Origin of the sequence: Corallococcus sp. AB038B, from assembly GCF_003668955.1 — a bacterium.
GTDB classification, from domain to species: Bacteria; Myxococcota; Myxococcia; order Myxococcales; family Myxococcaceae; genus Corallococcus; species Corallococcus exiguus.
Map to the genome: position 1 here is coordinate 133,042 of NZ_RAWO01000001.1, position 14,246 is coordinate 147,287.

A 14,246-nucleotide genomic window follows, 5' to 3' on the forward strand; every position below is an offset into this window, starting at 1 on the left:
GCTACGCTCCCCAGCTCGTCTTCGCTGAACAAGGCTCTCCACCGTGGCGCTCGACACCTCCGAATTCAAGAAGACGTATGTCTATGAAGCCAGCGCCCCGGTGGCGGAGGTGCTGGCGGACCTGAAGACGCTGGGGGAACTGGACGCGTGGGCGGAGCGGAGGCGGATCTTGATGGGGATCGGCTCCTTCGTCTGCGTGTGCCTCAGCATCTCGTTCCTCATCCTGTCGCAGTGGCTGCTGTCCGCCGCGCTTTTCGCGACGAGCATCGTGCTCGTCATCCTCTGGACGCGCTCGAAGCACACGGACCTGGAGAACCGGCGCTACGGGCTGGTGTCCACGCTGCTCCAGCGGTTCCAGGTGGACCTGGACGCGAACGCGCCGGTGGACGTGAAGCTGGACCTGGCGCCGGAGGATGACGCGCGCAAGTGCGTGGGCAAGCTCAAGCGGGGACGGTGGGACTGCGAGGACTTCACGGACGCATGGCTGTCCCTGCATGGCCGCTTCGCGGACGGCACGCACCTGCACCTGTCCGTCGTGGAGCACTTCCAGAAGCGCAAGCGCTACGGCCGCGGCAGCAGCGGCAAGATGAAGCTCAAGACCAAGCGCAAGGGCAAGACGCTGCTCCAAGTGGGGCTGCGCGTGAAGCCGGAGCGCTTCCCCGGACTGGCGTCCCAGGCCGCGAACGCGAAGAAGGCCGTGCGGTTGCCCCAGGAGGTCATGCTGTCGCGGCTGGACGTGACCCAGGACCGCGTGGCGATGCGCGCCCTGCTGGGGCGGGACGGGCGGGACTGGGTGGTGCGGAGGACGAAGCCCACCTCTCCCAGCGAACTCATCGTCCTCCCTCCGAATGACGCTTCGCGCGTCGTGACGATGATGCTCTTGAGCCTCTACCAGGTGCTGGGCGCCACGCACCGGCAGGCCCCGTCACCGGGTCGCAAACAGCCGCTCGCTCGCGGCTCCCGCTGAGCAAGGTCTTCCTCCCCGTGCCGCTCGACCTCGAAGCCTTCCAGAAGACCCAGGTCTATCAAGCGCGGGCGACCGTGGCGGAGGTGCTGGAGGACCTGCGTGCCATGGATTCGCGGCCCCAGCGCGTCTCGAAAGCGCAGCCCGAGCCCTCCGACATCCCGACGGTGAACACCTCGGGGCTCGGATGGGGACTGCTCCTCGTCTCCGCGGTGAGCTTTGTCTCCTTCTGGCTCCTGTCGTCGGAACACGAGCGGACGCTGGAGGGGCCTTCCTCCCTGTTGCTCCTCCTGTGCTTCGGGTCGTTTGTCGGAGGCCTGCTCATGCTCGGCGCATCCTGGACGGCTCCGCGGGATTCATCCGACCGGATGTCGTCATCCGAGCCAGAGGAGCGGTTCGTGGCTCCGTACAAGGAGCAGCGCCGCCTGTTGCTGACCACGCTGCTGAAGCGCTTCCAGGTGGACCTGGTCCAGGACGCGCCCGTGGACGTGACGTTGGACCTGACCTTGCCCATGGACCCGCGCAAGCGCGTCCACGCGGGGAAGCACGGCACGTGGGACCGCGAGGACTTCAGCGACCCGTGGTTGTCATTGCAGGGCCGGTTCGCGGACGGCACCCGGCTGCAGCTGACCGTGGTGGATGAGGTGCGGATGCTTGAGCGCACGAAGACGCTGCCGCTCAAGGTGAAGACCCAGCGCAAGCGCAGCGGCGCCAGCCTGATGACCGTGGCGCTGGGCGTGAAGCCGGAGCGCCACCCCGGGCTCGCGGACATGGAAGAACGCTTACAGGGGGCCGTGCGGCTGCCCCCCGGAGCCCGGTTGAAGCGGGTGCGCGTGTCCGAGGACCGGCTGGAGCTGCGCGTCCTGATGAACGAGGACTGGGTGGCCCGGGCTCGCGATGCCTCGGAGCCGTCCGATGGTCACGCGATGGCGGACGCGTCGCGCACCGCGACGATGATGCTCCTGAGCCTCTACCAGGTCCTGGGCGCCACGCGCCGGCAGGAGGCGGTTTGACCTGTCAGGGGGCGCCTCCTACGCTCGCGGCCAGCTCCCGCTGAACAAGGCTTCCCTCCCGTGCCGCTCGACCTCGAAGCCTTCCAGAAGACCCGGGTCTACCAGCGGCGCGCGACCGTGGCGGAGGTGCTGGAGGACCTGCAGGCCCTGGCCCCGCAGTCCAAGCGCGCCCCGGAAGTGAAGCCCGCGCCCGCCAGAAGCGAGAGGGACGGGATGAGGCGTCTTGGCAAGGGACTGCTCCTCGCCACCGGCGTGTGCATCGGGGCCCTCTGGCTCCTGCCGCTGGACCAGCGGAGCGGGTTCTTCGGCCTGCTGCTCATGCTCTCTTTTTTCATGGGGCTCGGCGGAGCCATGGTGGTCATCGCGTCCTGGTTGGGGGCGGGGTTTGATTCCCCAATGGGGGCGTCATTCTGGCCCGCGACGCGGTCCGTGGAGCCGGACAAGGAGCAGCGCCGCCTGCTGTTGGCCACGCTGCTCCAGCGCTTCCGGTTGGACCTGCTGGATGCCGGGCCCGTGGAGGTGACGCTGGACCTCTCGTCCCCCCTGGCTTTCGGCAAGAGCGTCCACCAGGGGAAGCACGGCGACGGGACCCGCGAGGACTTCGCCGACCCATGGCTGTCGTTGCAGGGCCGGTTCGCGGACGGCACGCACCTGAACGTGTCCATGGTGGATCAGGTACGCATGCTCAAGCGCACGAAGATCACTCCGCGCAAGGTGAAGCACCAGAGCAAGCGGACCGAGAGCAGCCTCATCCAAGTGGCGCTGCGCGTGAAGCCGGAGCGCCACCCCGGGCTCTCGGCCATGGAAGGCCGCGTGCGGGGCGTCGTGCAACTGCCCCCCGGTGCCACGCTGCAGCAGCTGCGCGTGGCCGAGGACCGGATGGAGCTGCGGGTCCTGCTGAAAGAGGGCTGGGTGGCCCAAGCCCGTGCCCCGGAGCCGTCCGACCTGCTCCCGGGCAAGGCCCAGAAGGCGAGCGCCCGCAAGCCGGACGCATCGCACACCGTGACGATGATGCTCTCGAGCCTCCACCAGGTTCTCAACCACTCCAGCTCCCAGGGCCAGCCCGGGAAGATGAGGTCCACGCCGTGAAGCTTCGTGTCCTGTTTCTCGTGGGCCTGGGAGTACTCGGGGTGTCGGCGTGCCAGCAGGGAAGTGCCCCCGCCTCCAGCGCGCAGCCCACCCAGGCGATTCCCGCCAACGGCGCCGCTTCCGCTGCCGAGCCGCATGAGGCGGGTGCCAAGCTCAAGTTCAAGGACGGAGACGACCGCGAGCGCTTCTCGCTCAAGGCCAAGGACGACGGCGCGAAGCTCGTCGACGGCGCGGACAAGGAGGTCGCCCGCTACAAGTGGAAGGGCGGCGAGCTCAAGGTGTCCGGTCCGGACGACGCGGTGCTGGCCTACGTCACGGGCGGCCCGGACGCGTTCCAGGTGAAGGACGCCGCGCGCTCGGCGGTGCGCTACACGCTGACGCGCGAGGGCTCCGGGTGGGTGCTCACGGATGACCAGGGCATGCTGCTCTACAGCGTGACCGCCGACGGCGGCGGCGCGTCCGTGAAGGGCGCTTCCGGCGCGGAGGCGATCCACGTGAAGGTGCGCGACGGCAAGCTGTCCCTGCGCGACCCGTCCGGCAAGACGGTGCTCGCCACCAAGCAGCCGGTGTCACCGGAGGCCGCCGCGTGCCTGGGCTTCGACTCGCTGGACCTGCCCCTGCGCATGGCCTTGCTCTTCCGCATCCAGAACCCCGCGTCGCCCTGAGCCTTCCAAGCCATGTCCCCTTCCTTCGCTTCCGCAGAGCAGTGCCTGGAGACCTCCGGCTTCCTCTTCTCCCACCCGTGTGAGCGGGGGGCGACCACGCAGTGCATGCGCTGTCAGAAGCCCATCTGTCTGATGCACATGCGCACCATCGACGGCGGGGAGGCGGTCTGCGTGGCGTGCGCGCGCGCCGCCGACAACGGCGACGAGAACCGCGACCCGTCCGACACCTCCCGCGACGACGACCCCAGCTACTACTACGAGGACTACGGCTACTACGGCCGCGACGCGTGGCGTGGCTCCGGCTCGTCGTCCTCGGGCAGCGACCCCAACGACTTCACCGAGGCCGACGGCGAGAGCGTCCGGCGCGAGGACGACGCCTCCTTCGAGGAGGACATGGGCGGGAGCTGAGCATGGCCGCGCGACATCAGCACTGGCGCCTCTACGCGCTCGGCGGAGGTCTGGGGCACCTGACGCGCGCCGCGGCCCTGGCCCGTGTGGCCGTGGCCCGTGGGCACCAGGTGGACATCCTCACCAACAGCCCGTTCGCCCCCGGCCTGCCCCTGGAGTCGTGGCTGGGCCCCGGCGCCACCGTGCACCGCGTGGACTCGCGGCTGGACAAGGCCGCCACCGTGGCGGCGGTGGGCGCGTGGCTCGCGGAGTCCACGCCGGACGTGCTGGTGGTGGATACGTTTCCCCGGGGATTGGCCGGGGAGCTGGTGGCGCTGCTGCCCACGGTGCGCGCGCCGCGCGTGCTGGTGCACCGCGACCTGAACCCCGTCTACGTGGAGGGCTTCGACGTGGCCCACGCCGCGGACGCGTTCGACCTGCTCGTCGTGCCCGGTGAGGACGCGCCCTTCGCGCACCACCCGCGCGCGGTGCGGACGGCGCCGTGGCTGCTGTTGGACGCGGACGCGCTGCTGTCTCGCGAGGAGGCCCGGCGGCGGCTGGGCCTGGATGACGGGGACTCTCGGCCCGTGGTCGCGGTGATGGGCTGTGGCCGCCCGGAGGAGGTGGCGGAGGCCGGGGAGACCGTGAGCCGGCTGCGTGCGTTGCTGGCCGGACAGGCGGCGGTGATGTGGCTCGTCCCCACGGACCACGCGTCCGGGCTGACGGTCTGGCCGGCGCTCGCGGTGATGCGGGGCGTGGACGTGCTGGTGGGGGCGGGCGGCTACAACACCGTGCAGGAGGCCCGGGCCACCGGGACTCCGCTGGTGGCCTGGGCCTGGCCCCGGCTCTATGACCGGCAGGCCCTGCGACTGACGGAGGCGGAGCGGGTGGGGGACGTGGTGGAGCTGGAGGCGAAGGTCGCGTCCCTGCTCCTGCAACCGGGGTGGCACGACGCTCGCCCCACGGACTGGCTCAACGGCGTCCACGCGGCGGTGGAGGCCATCGAGCGCGTCGCGCGTTAGTGCTTGAAGCCCTGGTGGCCGGCGGCCGGCTCGATGCCGTGGGCCATGACGAAGTGGTACATCACCTGAGGGTCTTCCTTGGGGCCGCCCATCAGCTCCACCAGGAAGTGGCCCGCCTGCGGATCCGCGTCCGGATCCGGGGAGACGGAGACCTCGGAGACCTCGCGGCCCACCATCACCATCTCGCCCACCAGGGACTTGCCCTTGATGAGCTGGAGGACGTGCTGGCGCTCCTCTTCCATCAGCATCCAGTGGAAGTCGTCATGGTCGAACAGCGTCATGTCGGGGGAGCCACACCGCAGGATGCAGTTGGTGTGCTCCTGGAGCCAGCGCCAGAAGGCATCGAAGTTCAGGGTGCGGGCCGGTGGGGCGAGCAGATCCATCGGGTGACCTCTTCAAGCAGGGCGGGCGCCCGGAGTCCGGGGGAGGGCGCATCGAGCCGCGTGTCCGTGCTGACTAACATGGCCGGGCCTCGGGAGGCCGGCTCCTTTTGGGGGCCCTGTCCGGGGGCGACCTGCCAGCATCCCGTGCGCGAATCCACGATATCGGACGCTTGTTGCTTTCCTTGGGAAGAGGTCGGCGACCACCTGGGTTGGCGCGGCCCGGAGGGAGGATGCGCGACCATGACGAAGCGGGACTCCGGCCGGCGGTTCGTAAGGAGGCGGCGATGAGCCTGCGCGCGTTTTTTTCCACCGTGGTGGGTGGGTTGGTCCTGCTCACCGTGGTGTCCGCCACCCTGCTCGTGGTGCTGACGACCGCGCTGGAGCGCATGGCTTCCACGCTGAGTGAATCCGTGGAAGGCGTCCGGCAGGCCGAGGAGCTGGAGGTGGACCTGCTCGTCCACTCGCGACTGCTGACGTCGCCGGGTGCTCCCATGGTGGCGGACCCGTCGCGCGGGCGCTCGCCGCCCCAGCTGGAGGCCGACCTGCGCCGCCAGCTGCTGGAGATGCACGCCATCGCGTCCACCCAGGAGGAGCGCCAGACGGTGGCGGAGGTGCAGCAGCAGGTCTTCGCCTACCTGGCCGCGCAGCATGCGCCGCTCGGTCCTGGGGTGAGCCCGGCCCAGCACGACGCGTCGGCGATGGTCTCGCTGGACGCGGCGCTGCGCTCGCTGGAGCGCCTCATCGAGATCAACGTGGACCAGGCGCAGACGGCCCGGCAGAGCGCGGCGCGCTGGAGCGAGATGGCCGACGTGCTGGGGCTGGTGCTGGGCCTGCTGCTCCTGGCGACGCTGGGCCTGGTGGTCTTCTGGCTGAGGCGCTTCGCGCTGCGCCCGGTGACGGCGCTGCGCAGCGCGATGGCTGGCTTCGGCCAGGGCGGGCGGCACCTGCGCGCGCCCGAAGAGGGCCCGTTGGAGATCCGCGACATGGCCCGCACCTTCAACGAGATGGCGGACAGCCTGACCCACCAGCAGGAGCAGCAGCTGGCGTTCCTGGCGGGCGTGGCGCACGACCTGCGCAACCCCCTGTCCGCGCTGAAGCTGTCCACGGCGCTGACGAACCGCGGAGAGGTCACCCCGGAGCGGATGCAGCGCACGCTGTCGCTGGTGCGAAGGCAGGTGGCGCGCCTGGACCGGATGGTGGGGGACCTGCTGGACGCGACTCGCATCGAAGCCGGCAAGCTGGAGCTTCAGCCGGAGGTGCGCGACACGCGCGAGCTGGCGCGCTCCGTGGTGGAGCTGTACCAGTCCAGCGAGTCCGGACACACGCTGGAGCTGGTGGTGCCGGACGCCGCGGTGCTGGTGCGCGCGGACCCCTCCCGGTTGGAGCAGGTGCTGAACAACCTGGTGAGCAACGCGCTCAAGTATTCCCCTTCCGGCAGCCGCGTGGAGGTGTCCGTGCACGGGGACGGCGACCACGTGGTGCTGGCCGTGGCGGACCAGGGCATCGGCATGTCGCTGGAGGAGCTCCAGGGGCTCTTCATCCCGTTCCAGCGCGCGGGCAACGCGAAGCAGCGCGCACCAGGAGTGGGACTGGGGCTGTCGGTGTCGCGGCGGATCATCGAGGCGCACGGCGGCCGCATCGAGGTGGAGAGCCAGCCCGGCCAGGGCTCCGTGTTCCGCGTCCACCTGGCCCGGGTGTCCGCCGGCCCGCCGAGGCTGCCCGCGCCCTCCGACGAAGAGGCGCCCTCCAAGGAGGGCTCTGGCGAGGACTCCGGCGCGGTGCACTGAAGGCCGGGGAAACCGTTGCCTGAAGCGGGCCCGGTTGAAGCGGAGGGATGCGCTCCGGCGAGGCAGGGCGTACCTTGCGGCCCCATGTCAGGAGCCGTCTGGATGATGAAGCAGTCCTACCGGGCCGTGCCGCTGGCCGCCGCCCTGCTGGTGCTGGGAGGGTGCGCGGGGCGCACGCAGACCGAGCCCCCCGTGTCCCCCGCAGAGCCCGTGCGGGAGGCGCCGTCCTCCGTCGTCCAGTCCCAGGAGGGTGGCTTCAGCGTGACGTTCCCCGGCCCCGTCACCGAGGAGCGGCGAGTGCAGCCCACGGACGTGGGCGAGGTGACGCTGCACACGTTCATTGCCGCGCGCACGCAGGAGGACACCGCCTACTACGTCTCCTATACGGACTTTCCGCTCGCGGCGGTGGCGCAGGTGAGCCCGCGCGACGTGGTGGACCGGGCCAGCCAGGGCGCGCTGGAGGCCCTGGGGGCGACGGCCATCACCGCGAAGACGCTGGAGATGGAGGGCGGCTTCCCGGGCCAGGAGGTGGGGGGACTGTCCGGTCCGCGCCGCCTGCGGGGCCGCTTCTTCATGGTGGGCCCGCGCCTGTACCAGCAGCTCCTGCTGCACCCGGAGGGACGCGCGCCCCAGGACGCGGACCGCTTCTTCGATTCGTTCCGTCTGGACCCGGCCGTGGTGGGCAAGCTGGGGCAGCGGACGACCGGCGGCTGAAGGCCTCACGTTCAGTGCAGCGGGTGCACGAAGCGGCGCACTCCGGCGAGCAGGGCCTCGCGGTCGAAGGGCTTGGAGAGCACCTCGCGGATGGCGGGGTGGCGCTCCTCGCCGGAGCTGATGGCCATGACGGGGAGGTCCGCGAAGCGGGGCACTCGGTGCAGCGTGTCCAGGAGCCGCCAGCTGTCCTTGTGCGGCGTCCACATGTCCACCAGCACCAGCGCGGGGCACGGGTGCGCTTCCAGCCACGCGAGGGCCTCGTCACCGTTCTCCGCGGCGGCGACGGTGTGCCCTTCGGCGAGGAGGATCTCCACGAGCGCGTCGCGCAGGTCTCTGTCGTCCTCGACGAGGAGGAGGGTGGGGGGCGCGCGGCTCATGGGGCCCGACGCATAGGGCAATCACGCGTGGAGTGACAGGGAACATCTGCCGGGTGCGACCGGTAGCGGGGCCGCGCTTCAGTGCTCGTCGAACATGGCCTGGAGCACGCGCCAGGCGAGCTTCAGCTCGGAGCCGGAGCGGCACGCGAGGAAGTCACAGATCTCCGCCACGCCGTCGGTGCGCTCCAGGTCGAAGGAGTGGAAGAGCGTCTTGAGGGACACCTCCAACCCCACGGACAACTTGCCCAGCGTGTCGAGCGACGGAGAGAACGCACCCCGCTCGATGCGGCGGATGGCATCCACCGACAGGTCACTGCGTTCGGCGAGCGATTCCTGCGTGAGCGAGCGGCTGTTGCGCATGCGGCGCACATGCTCGCCAAATCGCCGGTGGAGTTTCGTCCACGTTGTGAGCCGGTTCTTCGCCATATTCGCGGCGGATAATTTGGGGGCGCGCCGCGCCATGTGAAGGGAACATGTTCGCGGCCGGACCCTGCATTCGCGTGGGCGTACGGGAAACCGGTTCTTCCCCGAGGAAGCCTGGGCCGGACGTGCGGTCCAGGACGGATGAGATGTCCGGGATGCCACGCCGGGGCGGCTCGCGAGGCGGCCGAGCGTGGGGTCCAGAACATGCGTGTCCCCAGGCTTTCGTCTACGCTCGCGGGCCACATGACGGTTCTCGATGTCTCGCGCGGGCTCCGGCGGGCGGGGTTGCTCGCTGTCCTGGCGGGGGCTCTGCTCCCCGGGTGCGAGTCCCGCACACCTCCTCACCGTTTCCCCCTGACGACGAATCCTGCGACGGACTCCGTGTCGCCGCCGGAGTCCGGTGCCGCGCGGCCCGCATCCGTGGAGGCGCAACCTTCCGCTGGCTCCGAGTCCGCGGCGACGGGCGCGGGTTCTTCGCAGGTGGTGCCTGCTTCCGCGAACCTGCCCGCGCAGGCGCCAGTCAAGGCGCGGCCTGTGGCGCGCTCCGCGTTTCGCGCGCTGCCGCCCACCACCGAGCGCGCCGGACACCTGCATGCGCTGGCCACGCGGCTTCAGGCTCGAGGCGGCAGGGTGGAGGACCCCTGTCTGGAGAAGGATGACGCAGGCTGCGCGCGGTCCGCGCTGACGCCGTTCTTCACCGCGTTGGATGGGCTCGTGCAGACGCCGGGGACGACGCCCACCGTCATCGCCGCGTTTGGCAATTCGCTCATCGCGGGGGACCGCATCGTGGACGTGGTCCGCGAGGAGTTCGCGGCGGGCTTCGGCGGCGCGGGCCGGGGCGTGCTGCTGGTGGACCGCATGGCTCCCTACGGCGGACGAGGGCGCACGGCCGCCGTGAGCAACGGCTGGGAGCCGCGCACGCTGGGCGAGCTCAAGGCGCCGCCGCACCCGTTTGGCATCACCGGCGTGTACCACCTGGCCACCGAGAACCGCGCTCGGGGCCGCTTCAAGCTGGAAGGCGAGCCGCGCGGGACGCTGTGGTGGAAGGACGTGAAGGGCGCGGGCCGCCTCGTCGTGTCCGTGGACGGTACGGTGCTGACGCGCACGGAGCCCCAGGAGGACGGGGCCAGCCGCACCACGTCCTTCGACCTGCCCGCGGGCGCGAAGTGGCTGGACGTCACCGCGGAGGGCAAGGGCGCCATCGTGCAGGGGGTGGTGCTCCAGAGGGACGCGCCCGGCATCGTGCTGGACATGTTGGGCGTGCCGTCCGCGGATGCCACGCTGTATGGCCGGCTGGAAGAGGACGCGCTGAAGGCGCAGTTGGGTCAGCGCGACCCGAAGCTGCTGCTCTTCTTCCTGGGCGGCAATGAGTCCAAGCGCCTGGAGTGGAAGCGCACGGACCTGACCACCGTGCGCCAGGACCTGACCGCGCTGTTGCGCCGCACCCGCGCCGCCGCGCCGGGCAGTGCGTGCCTGGTGGTGGGCCCCATGGACGCGGTGCAGGACGCGCACGCGAAGGGCAAGCCGCTGACGCAGCGGCCGTTCCTGGAGGCCGCCATCCAGGCCGAGCGCGAGGTGGCGCTCGCCGAAGGCTGCGGCTTCTTCGACCTCTACACGGCGATGGGCGGCGCGGGTTCGCTCGCGCGGTTCAACCAGGCGGGGTTCATGCACGAGGACCTGGTGCATCCGCGCGGTCATGGCCTGGACATGCTGGGGCAGCTGGTCTCGGACGCGCTGCTCGCGGGCTGGGTGAACGAGGGCGCGGTGCCGGCGCCGGCGCTCACGACCTCGCGTGAAGAGGCATCGGACACCGGTGCGAGCAGCCAGACCGCGGAGGCGGTGCCATGAAGCGGCTCTTCGTCGCGCTGTGTTTGTTGCTGGAGGCAGGGCCCTCGTTCGCGGGTGCGCCCGTCGCGAAGCCGACGTCCGCCGCGTCCGTTGCGAAGCCCGCGCTCGTGGCGCAGGCGCCTGCCTCGGCTGGCGAGACACCTTCGTCCGTGGCGCAGGCATCCGCCGCCGCGCCGAAGCAGGATGCCGCGCCGTCCGCGTCTGGTGAGAAGCCCGCGTCTCCACCGGAGTCGAGTGCGAAGGTCGCGCCGGAGCCGGACGCGAAGGCCTCCGAGTTCCCGCCGGAGGTGCAGCGCGCGCTGGACGCGCTGGTGCGCGCGGACCTGAAGCAGGGTCCCACCGCGGGCCTGTCCGTGGGCGTGATGCGGGGCGGCCTGCGGTGGATGAACGGCTACGGCTATCGCGACGTGGCGAAGAAGCTGCCGGCCACGGTGCGCACCACGTACCGCATGGCGTCCATCACCAAGTCGTTCACGGCGGTGGCCGTGATGCAGCTGGCGCAGGCGGGCAAGCTGGACCTGGACGCGGACATCCACTCGCTGGTGCCCGAGTACCCGGTGAAGCAGTGGCCGGTGACGGTGCGGCAGCTGTTGGGCCACCTGGGCGGAGTGCCCACCTATGACAGCCCGCGCGCCGGCAACAACACGAAGCCGGTGACGACGAAGGAGGCCATTGGGCTGTTCGCGGACCGGCCGCTCGTGTCGGAGCCGGGCACGCGCTACCTGTACACGACGTGGGGCTTCAACCTGCTGGGCGCGGCGGTGGAGACGGCCTCCGGCCAGCCCTACCGCGAGTACCTGCGCGACCACGTCTTCGGCCCCGCGAACATGAGCCACGCGGACGTGGATGACATCAGCACGCGCGACGCGCAGCAGGCGGTGGGCTACCGCGTCTCGGGCGCCACGCTGAAGCCTTCGCGCTTCCTGGACGTCACCAGCCGCTTCGGTGGCGGAGGCACGCGCGCGACGGTGGAGGACCTGCTGGGCTTCGCTCGCGCGGTGCTGGACCACAAGCTGGTGACGCGCGAGACGATGGGCCGCATGCAGGCGACGATGGTGACGCGCGACGGGCACATCACCGACTACGGCATGGGCTTCGCGACCTATCCGCTGCGAGGCCACTACATCGTCGCGCACGCGGGCGGGCAGCCGGAGACGACGACGCTGCTGGTGCTGTTGCCGGCGGAGGACACGGCCATCGCGCTCGCCACCAACGTGGAGGACGAGGCGAAGCGGCTGCGCCGGCTGTCCATCCGGTTGATGGAGACGGTGCTGGACGAGGGCGCGCCGGGCCGGGGCGGTCACTTCACGGACCCCGTGGACGCGGTGGTCTACGAGGGCATGGGGCGGCTGGCGAGCTACGGGCTCGCGTACCACGACTGGGCTACGCGCGGGCCGGGCACGCTGACGCCGGAGACGGACCTGGCGGCGGCGTTCGCGAAGGTGTCCTCGCTCTTCGAACGGGGCGCGATTGCCCGGGACGGCCGGGGCGCGATGGAGCGGATCCGCGGCGCGCACGAGCCTCGCGCCGAGTCGCTCTTCATCCGCGTGGGTGCGCACATGGCGGCCACGGTGGAGCGGGCGATGGGCGCGGAGCGGCTGCGCTCGTATCGGACTCAGGGTGCGGCGGGCTTCTTCGCGGACTACCTGACGGCGTGCGAGACGCTGAAGTGTCCGGAGACGGAGCGCTTCAGTTCGTCCGTGCGGAGCGACGTGGCGCGCTTTGTCGCGGGGTGGAAGCGCGCGGAGGTGCCGGCGTTGAAGCGCTCGCGCCTGGAGGCGATGAAGGATCCGGAGCGGCTGTGGCCGTCGCTGAAGGAGGCGGCGGTGCGCGCCCCCGCGGTGCGGCCCGACTACACGGATGAGCTGCTGACGCTGGCGGATCGCGCGAAGCGGAAGCCGGTGGACCGGATGCGCTGGTTGGAGCGCGCGACGGAGCTGCAACCGGAGTCGATGGACGCGCACCTGGCGGAGGCGGTGGGGTTGCTGGAGGCGGACCGGGAGCAGGAGGCGATTCCCCACGTGCGTGAGGCATTCGAGACGCCGGAGGGGTCGCTGGTGCTGTCGCCCTCGGGCTTCCTGAAGCGGCTGTTGGACACGCGGTCACCGAAGGTGGCGAGGGGCCTGTTGCGAGCGGCGGTGACGCTGCATCCGGACGCACCGGAGCTGTGGGAGGCGCTGGCGAAGCGCGAGCGTGCCCTGGGCGACGCGGGCGCGGCGAAGGCGGCGCTGGCCCAGGCGAAGCGAGCCCGTCAGGTCCGGGCCGCGCAGGAGGCCCGGGCTCCGAAGTCGCAGGGCGTCGTGGCCCCGGCGGGGAGCGCGCCATCGCAGGACAAGGCTGGGAGCACGTCCCCCACGGTGCCGGTGGATCCGGAGTCATCGCCGGAGCCGTAGCGCCCGCAGACCGGGCATCCCGGGAAGGCACGCCTCCCGAGTCTCTCGGACCTGGATGCTGTCCCTCGGACTGAGAAGGTGAGAACCCTGGGGTGCCTCCCCGGTGGCGGCGGACCGCGAAAACCTGTCCGACAGTCGGACAGCTTTTGGACCCGAGTGGCCCGGGAGCCTCCTCGCCAACCGGACCGCGGAAACTTGTCCGACTGTCGGACAGGTTTTGGACGGCTGCGGCCGGGGGCTCCTCTCCATCGGCCGCGTGCGTGACGGGACCCGGGCCGTGCGAGGATGCGCGGCGATGACGCCTTCCTGTCCTTCCTGTCAGGCCCCCTTCACCCCCGGCGCTGAAACGTGCGCGCGGTGCGGGGCCTCGCTGCTGGTGGCCCCGGCTCCCGGCGGCGCCGACCCTGTCTGCGCAGTGCACCCCGAGTGGCTCGGCGTGGCCACGTGCCCGCGCTGTGGCGCGTTCGCCTGTGCCCGCTGCCTGCGCCAGGGACCGGAGGGCACCGTCTGCGCCACCTGCCTCGAACGTGAACCCCTGGGCCAGCTACCCTGGGACCAGCGCGCGGAGCTGGGGACGCTCAAGGCGTTCTGGCGGACGTGCTTCGGCATGTTGATGCGGCCCACGGAGACCCTCCGGGGCGTCAACCCCGACGCGCCCGTGAGCAGTTCCATGACCTTCGTGATGCTGTCGGCGATCGCCGGCTTCCTGTCGACGGGCATCGTCTACACCGCGCTCATCGGCATCATCCTGGGGTTCATCCCCGAGACGGAGAAGAGCGGCGCGGATCCGAAGGACTTGAAGCTGTGGATGACGGTGGTCATGGCGGCCTGGACCGTGCTCATGCCCGTGTTCAGCACCGGCATGACCCTGGCGAACGCGGGCCTGGACCACCTCATCCTCCGCATGGGCGGCGTGGAGCGCGGCTTCTCCGTGACCATGCGCGCGCACGCCATCTCCCAGGCGCCGTACATCGTCGGCGTGATTCCCTTCGTCGCCGTGTACGCCGCGCCCTTCTGGGCCATGGGCCTGCGCGCCTTCACCTACCGCACGCTGCACCGCACCAGCTGGGGCACGGCGCTCGCGGGCGCGCTCCTGGTGCCAGTGCTCTCCTGCTGCCTCTGCGGCGGCGTCTACGGCGCCATCATGTTCGCGGCCTTGAAGAGCACGGGCCAGTTCTGAG

Annotated in this window: 14 protein-coding genes; 11 read left to right on the forward strand and 3 right to left on the reverse strand. The window is 71.0% G+C overall.

What is annotated here, in order from left to right; translation table 11 throughout:
* The first annotated feature begins 43 nt into the window (after positions 1-43).
* The 6 genes from D7Y04_RS00635 to D7Y04_RS00660 are packed head-to-tail and all read left to right on the forward strand — an operon-like array spanning position 44 to position 5,140.
* Positions 44-967, forward strand: a complete 924-nt coding sequence (locus D7Y04_RS00635; protein WP_121758008.1) for a hypothetical protein — start codon at positions 44-46, stop codon at positions 965-967.
* A 17-nt stretch (positions 968-984) separates the two neighbouring features.
* Positions 985-1,977, forward strand: a complete 993-nt coding sequence (locus D7Y04_RS00640; protein WP_121758009.1) for a hypothetical protein — start codon at positions 985-987, stop codon at positions 1,975-1,977.
* Between the two features lie 60 nt (positions 1,978-2,037).
* Positions 2,038-3,066 (forward strand): hypothetical protein, encoded by a 1,029-nt coding sequence (locus D7Y04_RS00645; protein ID WP_121758010.1) that lies wholly within the window; start codon positions 2,038-2,040, stop codon positions 3,064-3,066.
* Positions 3,063-3,731 carry a hypothetical protein gene (locus D7Y04_RS00650; RefSeq protein ID WP_121758011.1) on the forward strand — a complete coding sequence of 223 codons (669 nt, stop codon included), beginning with the start codon at positions 3,063-3,065 and terminating at the stop codon, positions 3,729-3,731. The genes D7Y04_RS00645 and D7Y04_RS00650 overlap by 4 nt, the downstream gene beginning before the upstream one ends.
* 12 nt (positions 3,732-3,743) lie before the next feature.
* Positions 3,744-4,139 carry a hypothetical protein gene (locus tag D7Y04_RS00655; protein WP_120596950.1) on the forward strand — a complete coding sequence of 132 codons (396 nt, stop codon included), beginning with the start codon at positions 3,744-3,746 and terminating at the stop codon, positions 4,137-4,139.
* Between the two features lie 2 nt (positions 4,140-4,141).
* On the forward strand, positions 4,142-5,140 hold the full coding sequence (locus D7Y04_RS00660) for a hypothetical protein (RefSeq protein ID WP_121758012.1): 999 nt from the start codon (positions 4,142-4,144) through the stop codon (positions 5,138-5,140).
* Here the strand turns inward: D7Y04_RS00660 and D7Y04_RS00665 are convergent.
* Positions 5,137-5,523 carry a serine/threonine protein kinase gene (locus D7Y04_RS00665; protein ID WP_120578999.1) on the reverse strand — a complete coding sequence of 129 codons (387 nt, stop codon included), beginning with the start codon at positions 5,521-5,523 and terminating at the stop codon, positions 5,137-5,139. The two genes, D7Y04_RS00660 and D7Y04_RS00665, sit on opposite strands and share 4 nt — an antisense overlap.
* A gap of 284 nt (positions 5,524-5,807) precedes the next feature.
* Between D7Y04_RS00665 and D7Y04_RS00670 the strand changes: the two genes are divergently transcribed.
* Together D7Y04_RS00670 and D7Y04_RS00675 are read left to right on the forward strand one after the other, a co-directional pair.
* Complete coding sequence (locus D7Y04_RS00670) at positions 5,808-7,310, forward strand: HAMP domain-containing sensor histidine kinase (protein WP_120596952.1); 1,503 nt, start codon at positions 5,808-5,810, stop codon at positions 7,308-7,310.
* A gap of 102 nt (positions 7,311-7,412) precedes the next feature.
* Positions 7,413-8,024, forward strand: a complete 612-nt coding sequence (locus tag D7Y04_RS00675; RefSeq protein WP_233601204.1) for a hypothetical protein — start codon at positions 7,413-7,415, stop codon at positions 8,022-8,024.
* 11 nt (positions 8,025-8,035) lie between these two features.
* On the opposite strand, the gene D7Y04_RS00680 is transcribed toward D7Y04_RS00675, so the two are convergent.
* Together D7Y04_RS00680 and D7Y04_RS00685 are read right to left on the reverse strand one after the other, a co-directional pair.
* Positions 8,036-8,401 carry a response regulator gene (locus D7Y04_RS00680; protein WP_121758013.1) on the reverse strand — a complete coding sequence of 122 codons (366 nt, stop codon included), beginning with the start codon at positions 8,399-8,401 and terminating at the stop codon, positions 8,036-8,038.
* Between the two features lie 78 nt (positions 8,402-8,479).
* Positions 8,480-8,761: a helix-turn-helix domain-containing protein gene (locus D7Y04_RS00685; protein ID WP_233601205.1), complete on the reverse strand. Its 282-nt coding sequence runs from the start codon at positions 8,759-8,761 to the stop codon at positions 8,480-8,482.
* Positions 8,762-9,205: 444 nt separating this feature from the next.
* Between D7Y04_RS00685 and D7Y04_RS00690 the strand changes: the two genes are divergently transcribed.
* From D7Y04_RS00690 to D7Y04_RS00700, 3 genes are all read left to right on the forward strand, one after another.
* Positions 9,206-10,672 carry a GDSL-type esterase/lipase family protein gene (locus tag D7Y04_RS00690; protein ID WP_233601206.1) on the forward strand — a complete coding sequence of 489 codons (1,467 nt, stop codon included), beginning with the start codon at positions 9,206-9,208 and terminating at the stop codon, positions 10,670-10,672.
* Positions 10,669-13,065: a serine hydrolase domain-containing protein gene (locus D7Y04_RS00695; protein ID WP_121758016.1), complete on the forward strand. Its 2,397-nt coding sequence runs from the start codon at positions 10,669-10,671 to the stop codon at positions 13,063-13,065. The genes D7Y04_RS00690 and D7Y04_RS00695 overlap by 4 nt, the downstream gene beginning before the upstream one ends.
* Before the next feature lie 295 nt (positions 13,066-13,360).
* Positions 13,361-14,245, forward strand: a complete 885-nt coding sequence (locus D7Y04_RS00700; protein WP_147454629.1) for a zinc ribbon domain-containing protein — start codon at positions 13,361-13,363, stop codon at positions 14,243-14,245.
* Position 14,246: the final 1 nt, after the last annotated feature.

What these genes read in the sequence shown, in the direction of transcription:
- D7Y04_RS00655 (WP_120596950.1), top strand. Translation starts at nt 3,744, where the DNA reads ATGTCCCCTTCCTTCGCTTCCGCAGAGCAGTGCCTGGAGACCTCCGGC.
- D7Y04_RS00660 (WP_121758012.1), top strand. Translation starts at nt 4,142, where the DNA reads ATGGCCGCGCGACATCAGCACTGGCGCCTCTACGCGCTCGGCGGAGGT.
- D7Y04_RS00665 (WP_120578999.1), bottom strand. Translation starts at nt 5,523, where the DNA reads ATGGATCTGCTCGCCCCACCGGCCCGCACCCTGAACTTCGATGCCTTC.
- D7Y04_RS00670 (WP_120596952.1), top strand. Translation starts at nt 5,808, where the DNA reads ATGAGCCTGCGCGCGTTTTTTTCCACCGTGGTGGGTGGGTTGGTCCTG.
- D7Y04_RS00675 (WP_233601204.1), top strand. Translation starts at nt 7,413, where the DNA reads ATGATGAAGCAGTCCTACCGGGCCGTGCCGCTGGCCGCCGCCCTGCTG.
- D7Y04_RS00680 (WP_121758013.1), bottom strand. Translation starts at nt 8,401, where the DNA reads ATGAGCCGCGCGCCCCCCACCCTCCTCCTCGTCGAGGACGACAGAGAC.
- D7Y04_RS00685 (WP_233601205.1), bottom strand. Translation starts at nt 8,761, where the DNA reads ATGCGCAACAGCCGCTCGCTCACGCAGGAATCGCTCGCCGAACGCAGT.
- D7Y04_RS00695 (WP_121758016.1), top strand. Translation starts at nt 10,669, where the DNA reads ATGAAGCGGCTCTTCGTCGCGCTGTGTTTGTTGCTGGAGGCAGGGCCC.
- D7Y04_RS00700 (WP_147454629.1), top strand. Translation starts at nt 13,361, where the DNA reads ATGACGCCTTCCTGTCCTTCCTGTCAGGCCCCCTTCACCCCCGGCGCT.